The organism is Vibrio sp. 1580 (genome assembly GCF_033340055.1).
In genome coordinates this window covers 229,588-243,390 of the sequence record NZ_JAWOVT010000002.1, presented here as the reverse complement: position 1 = coordinate 243,390, position 13,803 = coordinate 229,588, and the positions used below count along the sequence as shown (strand labels likewise).

Below are 13,803 nucleotides of genomic sequence, written 5' to 3'. Positions count from 1 at the left end.
GCTCACAAAGAGCCCTTATTTATTATGGTTTTCTTATTAAAACTCGTGGTCAGCAGTATCAGGGCTTAGGCTGTCGATGCCGACAATGCTTGCCGCACGCTCAATCGCACCGGTTTGTGCTACCAACGACATGATGGTGTCGTTTACTAGCGCGTTGCCTTGTGCGTTACCCGCTGCAATAAGTTGGTCAAAGTGCTGGTTGTTCTTCTCTGCAGAAGTCACTAGCTCACCAACTTGGCTACGTGTTGTATCAAACTGCTTTTGAATTTCGGTCGCGGCTTTCTTGTCTTTTTGAGCAACAAGGTCAGCGATACTTGGACCAGATAGCTCTTTGCCGTTTACACCTTTGTATGTACCTGTGTAAACGTTGTAGATGCCTTGCTCATTGTAGTAGTGAGAGTTGTGCGTGTTGTCTGAGAAACAATCGTGTTCGTCTTCAGTCGAGTTTGCCTCTAGTGCCACCTTCATGCGCTCACCCGCTAGCTCACCTAGAGAAAGAGAACCCATGCCGAATAGCATCTTACGAAGACCATTGTCAGCAGATTCGTTCAATAGCTCTTCACGGTAGTTGCCTTTCACTTCTGCAGACCACTGCTTTTCCATCCACTCTAGGTCTTGAACCAGTAGATCAGCGGCCGCTTTTAGGTACTCACCACGACGATCACAATGACCATTCGTACACTCAGAGCCAACGACGAAATCAGTGTAAGCACGTTGACCTGCACCCGCGTTAGTGCCGTTTAGGTCTTGACCCCAAAGCAAGAATTCAATCGCGTGGTAACCTGATGCAACGTTTGCCTCAGAACCGCCTACTTCGTTTAGATCCGCTAGCAATTCTGGAGTGATTTTTGAAACGTCCAGTTTAGAAGCACCAATCTGCAGACTTGTGTTCGCGATGATGTTGGCAGCAGCGCCCTCGTTACCCAATTCGTATTGGTAATCAGCCGCTACGTAGTCAATCAAACCTTCATCAAGTGGCCATGCGTTCAGTTGACCTTCCCAATCATCAACAATCGCGTTACCAAAACGGAAAACTTCAGACTGTTGGTAAGGCACGCGAGAATCTAGCCAAGCTTGTTTTACTTCTTCAAGCTTTTTCGCTGATGGTGATTGTAGAAATTCGTCGATTTTCACATCAAGCGCTTTCGCTGTTGTTACTGAATCAGCAAATACAGCATGGGCAACGTCCGCGTAATGTTCGACTACTTGTTGTTTAGTTACTGTGGCAGCAACGGTAGAACCACTGGCAATGAGGAGTGATGCAGCAATAGATTGGACTAAAACTTTTTTTGCATTCATCTGAAGCATCCTTGTTGAGCTTTTCAATTATCGTATTGGTAGTGCTAATTATTCTTATTTGCACTTTAGTCTCGAGATAATACAAATTTACAATTTATTTGCAACTCCAGATACAAAAAAACCTCATAAAAATGAGGTTTTTCACAGACTTTATTGTCAGTTTTATCTTTAGGATTAAACCTTTAGGTCATGTTTTCCGTGAGAGACTTTTGCCTTCAGATAATTTTCGTTGCCATCTTTGATATGTGCAGAGGTATTGACAACCTCGCCAATTTCAATTCCGTACTCAGATAACTCACGGATTTTCTTAGGGTTGTTCGTCACGAGGCGGATCTTATTCACGCCTAAAGCTTCTAGCATTTGTGCTGCTTCTGTGAAATCACGCAGGTCATCATCAAAGCCCAAATGGTTGTTAGCTTCGTACGTGTTCATGCCCTGGCTTTGTAAGCGGTATGCATCGATCTTATTGTACAAGCCAATACCACGACCTTCCTGACGGAGATACAAGATGATACCACCGGACTCGCCCATGCGATTGATCGTCTCTTCTAGTTGCTCACCACAGTCACAGCGTGAAGAGTGGAACACATCGCCTGTCAAACACTCAGAGTGCATACGAACTAAAGGCATGTCCTGAGTTTGGTCCGCTTGTTTAAAGATAATAGCAACATGCTCTTTGTCTGTCTTCAGACCATGGAAAGACAGAATTTCGGCATCAATGTTACTTTTTGCCCCGACTTTAAAATCTACTCTGGCACGTACTTCCGCCATATCTATACTCACTCGATTTATTGCTTGATGCGCTTGATGCGTTTTCGTTATTGCATTCATGGGATTTACTCGTTGCTCTTCAACTATGGGGACTGATACCGCATTTTGCAATATAGAGATCACAATTGAGGGCAGTTATCCACTCAAGACAGCAAAAGAGAAACACTCTCCAACTGAACAATTGTTATATTATAACAATTTAAAAAAACTACAATAAAAAACCCCAGACAAATTTTGTCTGGGGTTTCAAGAAGGTCGTTTGGTCTATCTTTTAATGGGTCTGACTGCGCTTCCAAACGGCGAGTTCAATCCAAACTGCTTCGAGTTCTTGGATTTCCTCGTCGGTCAACACGGCGAGCGTTGAAGTAACTTGAGGCAGGTTCGGTGATTGCAATGCACGAATCTGCGAATAGAAGTCTTTTTTAAGTTGTAATATAACTGAATCCACTGCGTGCACCTATTTCGTTCTTTTATTACTTATCCAGCTCAAAATTTTTATTTTCTTTATACTGGAAACTTCATAAATTCGGAAAAATGATAACATTCTGCTTGTTAAGTGCACAATTTATTTTTAATAGTGGAATAACGGTCACATTAATTACGCTTCACCATTCGGATCGAATATAAGACAAAAAGGATCAAAAATAGAGCAGGAAAGATCCACAGTAACGCGGTGGTATAATTAAATGGCGGTTGATACAGAACAATATTCCCATAACGAGCGACTAGGTAGTCTTTTATTTCTTGATTTGAACTGCCTTGATTAGCCATGGTGTACACCTTCAATCTAAGGTCTTTGGCGGCTTGTGCATTGGACTCTACAAGGTTTTGGTTTTGGCATTGCGGGCAGCGTAATGTCTTGGCTAATGAGGTTGCGCGCTGTTGCACTTCAACAGAATGAAACTCAAACAGATCAACATTCTGTTCTAAATCCGCACTTCTCGTAAAAGGAGAAAATAGTGTAAATAGAATTATTGTGAGGAGAAGACTATTAAATCGAAACATTCAAATACCCTGAAAATATATCGTTCCATTTATCTGCCGTTAGCTCTCCACGATATTTGATCAATATACGACCATTTTGATCAATCAAGTAAGTTTCCGGCGTTCCAATAACACCTAGCTCCACAGCGAGCTTTCCATTAGGGTCACTAATTACTTCAATATATGGGTTTCGTTTAGAGCTCAAATATTCACGAGCAGCTTGTTTTTGATCTCTATAATTCAGCCCAATAATAGGCACTCCGAGTTCTGCTAACTGCAATAACTCTTCATGCTCTCGCTTGCATACCCCGCACCAAGATGCCCAAACATTCAATAATTTATATCCGTCGCTTTTGAACAATTGCTCAGAAACTATGTCATCAGAGATCAGAGAAGTAGATCGAAAATTAGGTGTCTCTAAATTTCGTTGTGGGGACAATTCGACATGTGGTCGCTCAGACAAGGCCACCGCAGTAACTACAGCAAACACGGCAACAGCCACAAACAGACCTGCGAGTTTAAGCGTATTTCTCGATCGCATTGATAGCCTCTCTCCTTTTCTTTAGGCCTGTTAATAGCGCACCAAACACAGCTAGTAGCCCGCCAGACCATATCCACCAAATACCTGCGCGGTACTGAACTTTAATCGCATAAGCATGAGTATCGACTTTGTCACCCAATGTCACGTAATAATCGCCATGCCATAGTGAACGAATCGCAGGCTCGGTCATATTCATCACTCGCACAGGGTAATGACGCTTTTGCGGGTTGAAATTGAGCATGCGGCCATCTTCCAAGTGTAAGGTGATCTGTCCTTGTTCCGCGGTGTAGTTTGGCCCCACCAGCCATTCGATACCATGATAATCGATAGTGATCCCCGCCCTTTGTTGAGAACTGCCGGGTTCGACACGTAAATTGTATTCATAAGAGTAGAGACTATTGAATACAGCCCCACTCACCGCCAGTGCAAAACCGATATGTGACATCACGATTGGCATGAGTTTACGCTTATTGGAACAGCGAAACAGCATAACGAGATGCGCCACAATCACCCAAGTAGCCAATGTTATGGTTAGCAATACTTCGAAATGCAGTGCGTGCACTAAGAAGATAAACCCGATCCCAGCGACAAGAGATAACGCAATACTGATCGCGATATCAGCGCTTACACTCGGAACTGTGCCTTTTGTCCATTTCAGCACCGGCATCAAAGCTAAGGCAATTAGAGCCAGTATGCTTAATGGGAAGATCAGACTATTAAAGTAAGGTGCGCCAACTGAAATGTTCCCTAAGCCGAGCAGTTGATAAACCATCGGGTAAAAAGTGCCAAGAAAAACGATGGCAGTCGCAATAACCAGCAGACCTTTGGCGATATAAGCAGTGTAAGCTCGGCTCGTTAGAGATTGAAGTTTGAAGCGAGGGAGTTGTTCTCCTCGCAAAATCAATACGCCAAAAGTGATGATGACAAGCAAGCTCAATACGCCAAGCAGCACCAAACCTTTAGTTGGGTCCACCGCAAAAGCATGCACTGAAGTCAGCACGCCAGAGCGCACCACGAATGTCCCTAAAATGCTTAGGCTGAACGTAGCAAACGCCAGTGCATAGGAGCTCCAAATTGCGCCTCTGTTACGTGTTGCGACAACACCGCTGTGCAACAAAGCAGTACCAGTAAGCCAAGGGAGTAGAGAAGCGTTCTCCACAGGGTCCCAAAACCACCAGCCGCCCCACCCTAGTTCATTGTACGCCCACCATGATCCCACCAAGATACCCAACGTGAGCGTTCCCCATGCAAAAAACGCTGCGCTTCGAGCGACCACATACCAATCGCTCATCGGTTGTTTACCCAATAGCGCCGCTAATGCAAAAGCTAATATTGCTGCGTAACCAACATAACCGAGATAAAGCAATGGTGGATGAATGATAAGCCCAACATCTTGCAACATTGGATTTAGATCTCGCCCTTCCGACGCCAATACTTGGGCATATTCGAACGGGTTAGAGGTCATTAACGTGAACCATGCAAACGTCCCAATCAGAACGTTCATGATTCCTAAACAGTCGCAAGTATATTGGGCATTGAGCGGTGACTTAAATGCAATAAACGACGCCCATAAACTCAAGGTGACGACCCAAAACAACATGGAGCCTTGGTGCCCACCCCAAGCGGCAGCAATTTTGAATGCCACGGGAAGTTGACTGTTGGAATGCGTAACAACATATTCCAACGCGAAGTTGTCTTGCACGAAGCAGACGATCAGAAGTGCTAAACAAATGATGGAAGCTAAGCTAATGATGTGGGACATCGCGACTTGATGTGGCAATGTCGCCTTCTTACCTATAGTACGCCGTAGCCAATGCAGCAGCGATGCACAAGTCGATGTTACAGCCACCAATATCAGTAAGAAGAACCCTAGCTCAGCCTCCATTTTTCCCCCTTACACTATGGTCATTTGACCGGCATAGAGAATGAAAGTGCGCAGCATAAGTACGCCAACCAAGCTCAACGTCGTGACCACAAAAACGTAACTGCCTTTATGGCGCACTTCTGAAGGCGTTAACCAATTGAGAGTCAAAGGCGTAATCATGCCGATGAACACTACCCCAACCCAGAACCATTGAGCCCAGAATCCACTCGAAATAGCATTCCAAGCCGCGACTTCGTTCTGACCACCGCTGAAGATCAGTCCAGTAAAGAAGGTCACTAAGACAAACAGCTCAAACAATACTACTGGGCGTTCAAATCCGTGTACCCAAGACACACTTGGGCTGCTGGTCGACTCTTTAAACACCAAGATACCGAACATCAAGCATGCTGCTGCGCCCGAGGACAAACTAGAGAACAGGAACAAGATTGGCAGTACTGGATTGTTTAGCATTGGGTAAGTCTTCAATGCAGATAATAAAAAGCCGGTGTATGCCGCAAGCACGATGGCTAAGAAGCCCAAGAACAATTCAATTGCGTTGTTGGCTTTCCCCGCCTTAATTAAAATGCCGTCAGCAAAATCCAACAATTTGCTCGGTAACTTACCCTCACAAAAGCTGATGATTTGATGGCGGAAGATAACGCCGATCCAAACAAACAGCACTAGCATGTACACTTGGAACAAGATCACGCCCATCGACATCACAGACGTCGGGTTGTAGTAGATCATGATCTTCCAAAACTCTAAAGGCTTGGTTAAATGGAAAATCAAAATTACCAACCCAGCAATGATGCCAAATGGTGCGAGCCAAGCCATCGCTTTCATGATGCCGTTGTTTGCGGGATCACCTTCAATCACTTTGCGTTTTAAATAGATAGAAATCATCACCGCACCTGCTGACATCCCAGCAAGGAATAAGTAAATCGCGATGATCCAATCCCAGACTAGTGAGTCAAAGTGGAATGCACTTTCGAAGCCGTTCATGATGACACCTCCCCTTTGCTATGCGGAATTTTGTACAGTTTAGGTTGCGTACCTAAATGCGATTTATCGCGATAGACAACATGGCTTTCGATAGCTTTGCTCACCTCGCTAGTTGGATCATTTAAATCACCAAAGATGAGTGCTTTTGTTGGGCAAGATTCCACGCAAGCTGGCTGCTTACCTTGCGCCAGGTTAGTATCACGGCAGAAGTTACATTTATCCGCAGAGTGATCGACTGGATTAAAGAAGCGCACTTGGTAAGGGCAAGCAGCAAGGCAATAACCACATCCGACACATTTCTCTTTGTGTACATCCACGATGCCGGTCGCTTCATCTTTGTATGCAGCGCCTGTTGGACAAACGTATACACATGGAGGGTTTTCACAGTGCTGACAGGATTCGCGAGTAAACTGGTATTCCACATCTGGGAATTCGCCAATCGGTTCACTGCGATGAATTTTAAGTCGGGTCACGCCTTCAGGGACGTTATTTACTTCGCGACAAGCATCAGTACAAGCGGTACAGCCAATACAGGCATTTTCATCATGAACCATACCCATGCGTTTCGCTTGTTCACTGTTGCTGGCATAAAGAGAGGAGCTAACAACGGAAGTGCCTGCAACGCCTGTAGTTAAAATCAACGCGCCGCTGCCGGCTAAAAAGTTTCTTCTCGAACATTTCATGCTATCTCTCCTCTTCTTTGGCAAGTTCAGGTTCGACGGCAAATTCAGAGTGACAATCCACACACTGCTTGATCAGTTGTTTTCTGTCGTACGACAACGCTTTCGTTTTCGCTGCGTGTACATCGTGACAATTTGAACAAGTGAGGTTTTTGGCGTGCACATCGTGCGTCCAGTGGCTTTCTCTTAGCTGTGTCGGTGCGTGGCAATCCACACATTGGCTGTTAGCTTTAAGAATCATGCTTGGATCAAGGAACACTTTGTCGTGTACCTCTTTCGATTGCGCGGCAGAAAACTTAATCACATCAGGCGCGCCTTCACGATGGTCGGGACCAATGTTGCTATGGCAATTGGTGCAATTAAGTTGCTTCCCTTGGCTGAGTAGAGCTTGCGGGTCATGCGAAAGGTTCAGAGTCTCTTTGGCATCCTTATGACATTGCAGACACTTGTAGTCTCGGTCACGGATCAACTCGACTTGATGACGCTCAGCTTGAGCACCTTCAATCGGCTCTGAAGAAGTCGCATGGGCGGCGATGGAGAAACCATAGATGGCAAAGACGAAGAGAAGTTTCAGCATTGTCTCTATGGTCAATTTTATATTGCCCATATTGTTCTTTCCTTAGCTCGATAATAATTGATAACTATTCTCAATTATTTATTTGAGCGACAATTAATTTCCTCTGAAGATATTTTTCAAACCTTCAAATGACATCAATTCTTATTTCGGAAAGCCACAACGCTAAACCTATATTTATAATACCTCTATTATTCATAAGGGGTAGAAACACCTGCTCAAAAAGCGAACTAAATCACCCTATTTTTAAAAAGGTTAAAAGCCCAATACATTGACGAACAAGGACTTAACCACTACCACTTTAGGGGTATATAAATTCAAACATGACTGAGATCACTGGTGTAAATTGATCTAAAACAAGACAAGATTCGCTCACTATTTCATCTATCCAATTAAGCAATATTATTAATCGTAGATCTCCAGTTCTTATTTGGAATAGCTTCTCACAACGCTGCTAATAAAAACGAATATGGAGATAACACCGTGAGCATAAAACACTGGATGAGCGCACCTATCGCGGTTGCGACCTTATTCGCCAGCCAATTATTTTTGGTCGGCGCTCCGTTGGCGGCAGAAGAAAAAGGCCTCATTGACCCTCGTAATGACGCCTTTGAACAGAACCATCCCGACCAATACCACTCTTGGAAAGCAACATCCGAAAGCGAGCACATTGAAGATGCCCTAAGTGAAGACCCAAACATGGTGATCTTATGGGCTGGCTATGGCTTTGCAAAAGACTACAACAAAGCGCGCGGTCACTTTTACGCACTTGATGATGTTCGTCAAACCTTACGTACCGGCGCACCGACTGATGAAAAATCCGGCCCTATGCCAATGGCCTGTTGGAGCTGTAAAAGCCCTGACGTTGCTCGCGTGATTGATGAACGTGGTGAAGACGGTTATTTCGAAGGTAAATGGGCACGCTTAGGCTCAGAAATCGTCAACCCTATCGGTTGTTCCGATTGCCACAACACAGGCTCTGAAGCCTTCAAGAAAGGCGAACCTGCGCTAGCACTGACTCGCCCATACGTCGAGCGTGCTTTTGATACTATTGGTAAAAACTTTGATGAACAGTCTCGCCTAGATAAGCAAGCATCGGTCTGCGCTCAATGTCACGTTGAATACTACTTCACCGGCCCAACTAAAGCGGTTAAATTCCCATGGGATATGGGCACCACCGTTAATGACATGGAGAAATACTACGACGCGTTGAATTTCAAAGATTGGACGCATGCCGTATCTAAAGCGCCGATGCTAAAAGCGCAACATCCAGGTTTCGAAACTTGGAGAGCGGGTATTCATGGTAAAAACAAAGTGGTGTGTGTGGACTGCCACATGCCTAAAGTGACCAAAGAAGACGGTACGGTGTACACAGACCACAAAGTGGGTAACCCATTTGATCGTTTTGAAGACACCTGTGCGCAATGCCATACCCAAACTAAAGAGCAGCTACAAGGCATCGTCTCGACTCGCAAAGCGCAAGTACTGAACATGAAGCTAACCGCCGAGAAGCAAATCGTAGCGGCACACTTTGAAGCAGGCGCGGCGTGGAAAGCAGGTGCAACAGAAGCAGAGATGGAACCTATCCTACAAGATATTCGCCATGCACAATGGCGTTGGGACTACGCGATTGCTTCTCACGGTATTCACATGCATGCTCCTGAGGTAGCACTTGAAGTACTAGGTACTGCAGTTGACCGCGCTGCTGACGCCCGTACCAAATTGGTTCGTTTACTGGCAACCAAAGGCATTACTGACCCTGTTCAAATTCCAGATATCTCGACCAAAGCGAAAGCACAACAAGCACTGGGCATGGATATGGATAAGATGAACGCAGACAAGAAACACTTCCTAGAAACAGTAGCGCCAGAGTGGGATAAAGCAGCAGCTGAACGCGAAGCCACGTATTAGTCTAACTGGCAACGGTTAACTTATAGATACAACAAGGGGCGTACTGAACGCCCCTTTTCTTTCTTTATTATCTTTATCTCTTCATCCTGATTCTATCGAGAGACAAAAATCGAATGTACTAGCGACGAGGAAGCCTAGGTCTAGGTTGAATATTTGGACGTGCTTTAGGTATCTGCACATTTGGACGAGCAACTGGACGCTGGATCTTCGTTTCCGGTAATGCTTTTCTTTGTTGAACCTTTTCTTTCACCGCCTTGCCTTGTAAAGTCGCTGGTTCAATATGCTCCGGACGATTCTCCCATTGGGTTCGAATCTCTTGCTTTTGCTCGTCAGGCAGTGATTGCCAATGATCGTCAAGTTGGCGTTTCATGTTATCGATATTGGCGGACATATCGTCGTCTTTCCAATCTTCGATTTTGTCTTTGATGGATTGCTGTTGGTCTTCATCTAAACCATTCCACCACTCTTCCAGTTTCTCTTTGTATTCATCGTCGTTATCGCAACAGCCCGGATAGTAATAAATCCAGTAGTCGTCATGATCGTACCACCACGGGTCGTAGTAACCCGATGAATAATAAACCGTAGAGGAAGAGCCAGAATGATCGGAAGAGCTACAACCCGCCAGCACAGAGCCGCACAGCAAAACCAATATGCTTAGTGCTTTATTTTTCATTCGTTGCCCACCTTTCCCTCTATTGCTTGTTAAATTGTACGCTTACAACAGCTCTTTTGCTTTGTTAATAGAGTTAATGATTTGCACCCTATCTATATTTGGATCATTAGAATCTAATAATAGTACCCAGGCATCAATCGCTTCCTGAAATCGGAATGACAGAAAATGATCATTTGCGATCAAAGACAAAGCGGCTTCATTGTGCGGTTCTATCTGCAAAGCTTGCTCCAAAAGCAAGCTAACTTCTTGCGTCATTGATTGCTGGTGAATGTAGTACAAGGTCGTCGCTTTTGCGGCAAGTTGCGTGGCACTGACTGGCTCAGTCAGTTGGATCGCGTAATCAAAACAAATCAGCGCGCCATCAAATTCCCCCTCTAGCAGGTAGCCCTGCCCGAGTTGGAACCACAATTCAGCGTTGTTCGGATCTTCACGCAACTGGTCTTGAATCTCTTTCATGATGTCACGAGCAGTCATCATTCGTGACATTTCCGCTTGTATTGATTTAGGCGGAGTTTGATGCAGCAATAAGAAACTGGCACTCGTCACGACAAGTACTAACAGGCAAAAGCCAAACCATTGAGCAGGTTTAACTTTTGATGCACTCAGTGATAAGAGTACGATAAACAGCCCCATCAGAGTGATGGCAGCGAAAAACCAAACAGACATAACACGTCCTGTAAACAAAGATAACGTCAGTGTACGCATTTCTTACTTTAAATGCGTTGATACAGATACAAAAAAGCCGAGCAACTAAGGCTCGGCTTTTCATATCAGGATAACGATGTAAGATTACTCTTCGTTACCTTCCTCTGCATCATCAGCAGCTGGAGCGTCTTGCTGCGTATTTTCGTCTGTTGACTCTAACGCTTCTGCATCTTCATCAGCAGGCAGCTCTTCATCATCAACTTCTTCAATACGTTGCAAACCAACAACTGATTCATCTTCCGCAGTACGGATAAGCGTTACACCTTGTGTGTTACGACCAACTTGGCTAACTTCACCCACACGAGTACGTACTAACGTGCCAGCGTCGGTGATCATCATCATTTCATCACCTTCAACAACCTGGATAGCACCAACTACCGGGCCATTTCGCTCAGAAACTTTGATAGAAACTACACCTTGAGTGCCACGACCTTTTGTCGGGTACTCGCTAAGTGCTGTGCGTTTACCATAACCGTTTTCTGTAACCGTTAGGATGTCGCCTTCGTGCGAAGGAACAATAAGTGATACAACTTGGTCATTTTCAGCCAGTTTCATACCACGAACACCAGAGGCGGTACGACCCATAGGACGAACACCTTTAAACTTGATCTCTGGCTGACCATTCTCATCAAGAACTGGTTTACCATTTTCATCAAGTACTGGAATCTCTTCTGCTTCTTTAAAGCGAACCACTTTACCCGCTTTAGAGAACAGCATGATTTCATTTTCGCCGTTAGTGATATCCACACCGATTAACGAATCGTCTTCACGTAGGTTCACAGCGATTAGGCCGTTTGAACGTACGTTTGCAAACTGGTTCAACGGCGTTTTCTTAACCGTACCGTCACCTGTTGCCATGAAGATGAATTTGTCTTCAGAGAATTCATCAACACGTAGAATCGCGGTAATGCGCTCACCTTCTTCGAGTGGAAGGATGTTTACGATTGGCTTACCACGCGCAGTACGGCTCGCTAGAGGCAATTGGTAAACTTTCAGGCGGTATGTTTTACCACGAGTAGAGAAACACAAGATGTTATCGTGGGTATTCGCCACTAGAAGACGCTCGATATGGTCTTCATCTTTCATCTTAGTCGCACTCTTGCCTTTACCACCACGGCGCTGTGACTCGTAGTCGCTCAGTACTTGGTACTTAACGTAACCACCGTGAGATAGAGTAACCACAACGTCTTCACGTGCGATCAGCTCTTCCATGTCAATATCATGGCTCGCAGCTGTGATTTCTGTACGACGAGCGTCACCAAAGCCGTCACGAACCGCTTCAAGTTCTTCACGGATCACTTCCATCAAACGCTCAGTGCTCGCAAGGATATGCATGAGTTCAGCGATTTCTTCTAGAAGTGTTTTGTATTCGCCAAGAATCTTCTCGTGTTCTAGACCTGTTAGTTTATGTAAACGTAGATCTAGGATAGCTTGTGCTTGTTGCTCAGTCAGGAAGTACTGACCATCACGAATACCGTATTCAGGCTCTAGCCATTCAGGGCGCGCAGCATCTGTACCAGCACGCTCTAGCATTGCTGAAACGTTGCCTAAATCCCAACCACGAGCGATAAGACCCGCTTTTGCTTCAGCCGGTGTAGGTGCCTTACGGATAAGCTCAATGATTTCATCAATGTTAGCAAGCGCTAGAGCTAAACCTTCAAGGATATGAGCACGTTCACGAGCTTTACGCAGTTCGAAGATAGTACGACGTGTCACAACTTCACGACGGTGATCAACGAAGCACTTCAACATATCTTTTAGGTTGAATAGCTGTGGCTGGCCATTGTTTAGAGCCACCATATTGATACCGAAAGTGGTTTGCAGCTGAGTCTGAGCGTAAAGATTGTTTAGAACTACTTCGCCCACAGCATCGCGCTTACACTCAATAACAATGCGCATACCGTCTTTATCTGACTCGTCGCGCAGTGCACTGATACCTTCTACTTTCTTATCTTTAACTAGCTCAGCGATCTTTTCGATCAAGCGAGCTTTGTTCACCTGGTAAGGAATTTCAGTGACGATAATGGTCTCTTTACCATTCTTCTCCACTTCGATGTCCGCTTTCGAACGCATGTAGATTTTGCCACGACCTGTTTTGTACGCGTCTACAATGCCTTTACGACCGCTGATAAGCGCCGCCGTTGGGAAATCAGGACCAGGAATGTAATCCATTAGTTCATCAATAGTGATTTCTTCATTATTGATGTATGCAAGACAGCCATCAATCACTTCGCCAAGGTTATGAGGCGGGATGTTGGTTGCCATACCTACTGCGATACCAGAAGCACCGTTAACCAATAGGTTTGGAATTTTAGTTGGAAGAACCGCTGGGATCTGCTCAGTACCGTCGTAGTTTGGTACGTAGTCTACGGTTTCTTTGTCTAGGTCAGCCAATAGTTCATGGGCAATTTTTGCCATTCGAACTTCGGTGTAACGCATTGCCGCAGCAGAGTCGCCATCGATCGAGCCAAAGTTACCTTGACCATCGACCAGCATGTAACGAAGCGAGAACGGCTGAGCCATACGTACGATTGTGTCGTACACAGCACTATCACCGTGTGGGTGATATTTACCGATTACGTCGCCGACAACACGGGCTGATTTTTTATATGGTTTGTTCCAATCGTTGCCTAGTACGTTCATCGCGAATAAAACGCGGCGGTGTACTGGTTTTAGGCCATCACGCACATCTGGAAGAGCACGACCCACGATGACTGACATCGCATAGTCTAGGTATGAACCTCTAAGCTCATCTTCAATGTTTACGGGCGTGATCTCTTTAGCTAAATCGCTCATAGA

At 45.2% G+C, this 13,803-nt stretch carries 13 protein-coding genes; 1 reads left to right on the top strand and 12 read right to left on the bottom strand.

Annotated elements, in window-relative coordinates; genetic code table 11:
• Positions 1-36: 36 nt before the first annotated feature.
• The 9 genes from R7093_RS04135 to nrfB all read right to left on the bottom strand — a co-directional run bounded on the left by R7093_RS04135 (position 37) and on the right by nrfB (position 7,748).
• Positions 37-1,299, bottom strand: coding sequence for an imelysin family protein (locus tag R7093_RS04135; RefSeq protein WP_053304295.1), 1,263 nt, complete (start codon positions 1,297-1,299; stop codon positions 37-39).
• Between the two features lie 174 nt (positions 1,300-1,473).
• Positions 1,474-2,070 (bottom strand): GTP cyclohydrolase II, encoded by a 597-nt coding sequence (locus R7093_RS04130; RefSeq protein ID WP_025767283.1) that lies wholly within the window; start codon positions 2,068-2,070, stop codon positions 1,474-1,476.
• A gap of 271 nt (positions 2,071-2,341) precedes the next feature.
• The gene (locus tag R7093_RS04125; RefSeq protein ID WP_020480909.1) at positions 2,342-2,518 is read right to left on the bottom strand and encodes a hypothetical protein; all 177 of its coding nucleotides are present in this window, start codon (positions 2,516-2,518) and stop codon (positions 2,342-2,344) included.
• A 146-nt stretch (positions 2,519-2,664) separates the two neighbouring features.
• The gene (nrfF, locus tag R7093_RS04120; protein ID WP_318146523.1) at positions 2,665-3,075 is read right to left on the bottom strand and encodes a heme lyase NrfEFG subunit NrfF; all 411 of its coding nucleotides are present in this window, start codon (positions 3,073-3,075) and stop codon (positions 2,665-2,667) included.
• Positions 3,062-3,595, bottom strand: a complete 534-nt coding sequence (locus R7093_RS04115; RefSeq protein ID WP_199438083.1) for a DsbE family thiol:disulfide interchange protein — start codon at positions 3,593-3,595, stop codon at positions 3,062-3,064. The genes nrfF and R7093_RS04115 overlap by 14 nt, the downstream gene beginning before the upstream one ends.
• Positions 3,573-5,480, bottom strand: coding sequence for a heme lyase NrfEFG subunit NrfE (locus tag R7093_RS04110; RefSeq protein ID WP_318146522.1), 1,908 nt, complete (start codon positions 5,478-5,480; stop codon positions 3,573-3,575). Before R7093_RS04110 ends, R7093_RS04115 begins: the two co-directional genes overlap by 23 nt.
• Positions 5,481-5,489: 9 nt before the next feature.
• Positions 5,490-6,461, bottom strand: coding sequence for a cytochrome c nitrite reductase subunit NrfD (gene nrfD / locus R7093_RS04105; protein ID WP_005443386.1), 972 nt, complete (start codon positions 6,459-6,461; stop codon positions 5,490-5,492).
• Entirely contained in the window at positions 6,458-7,144 is a 687-nt protein-coding gene (nrfC, locus tag R7093_RS04100; protein ID WP_318146521.1) for a cytochrome c nitrite reductase Fe-S protein, read from the bottom strand. The genes nrfD and nrfC overlap by 4 nt, the downstream gene beginning before the upstream one ends.
• A 1-nt stretch (position 7,145) precedes the next feature.
• Entirely contained in the window at positions 7,146-7,748 is a 603-nt protein-coding gene (gene nrfB / locus R7093_RS04095; RefSeq protein ID WP_009706898.1) for a cytochrome c nitrite reductase pentaheme subunit, read from the bottom strand.
• A 450-nt stretch (positions 7,749-8,198) separates the two neighbouring features.
• Between nrfB and nrfA the strand changes: the two genes are divergently transcribed.
• Positions 8,199-9,626 carry an ammonia-forming nitrite reductase cytochrome c552 subunit gene (gene nrfA / locus R7093_RS04090; protein ID WP_318146520.1) on the top strand — a complete coding sequence of 476 codons (1,428 nt, stop codon included), beginning with the start codon at positions 8,199-8,201 and terminating at the stop codon, positions 9,624-9,626.
• 118 nt (positions 9,627-9,744) lie between these two features.
• On the opposite strand, the gene R7093_RS04085 is transcribed toward nrfA, so the two are convergent.
• The 3 genes from R7093_RS04085 to gyrA form a co-directional block, all read right to left on the bottom strand.
• Positions 9,745-10,299 carry a hypothetical protein gene (locus R7093_RS04085; RefSeq protein WP_017636126.1) on the bottom strand — a complete coding sequence of 185 codons (555 nt, stop codon included), beginning with the start codon at positions 10,297-10,299 and terminating at the stop codon, positions 9,745-9,747.
• Between the two features lie 42 nt (positions 10,300-10,341).
• Complete coding sequence (locus tag R7093_RS04080) at positions 10,342-10,965, bottom strand: tetratricopeptide repeat protein (RefSeq protein ID WP_169628538.1); 624 nt, start codon at positions 10,963-10,965, stop codon at positions 10,342-10,344.
• A gap of 123 nt (positions 10,966-11,088) precedes the next feature.
• Positions 11,089-13,800, bottom strand: a complete 2,712-nt coding sequence (gene gyrA / locus R7093_RS04075) for a DNA topoisomerase (ATP-hydrolyzing) subunit A (protein ID WP_017636128.1) — start codon at positions 13,798-13,800, stop codon at positions 11,089-11,091.
• Between the last annotated feature and the right edge of the window lie 3 nt (positions 13,801-13,803).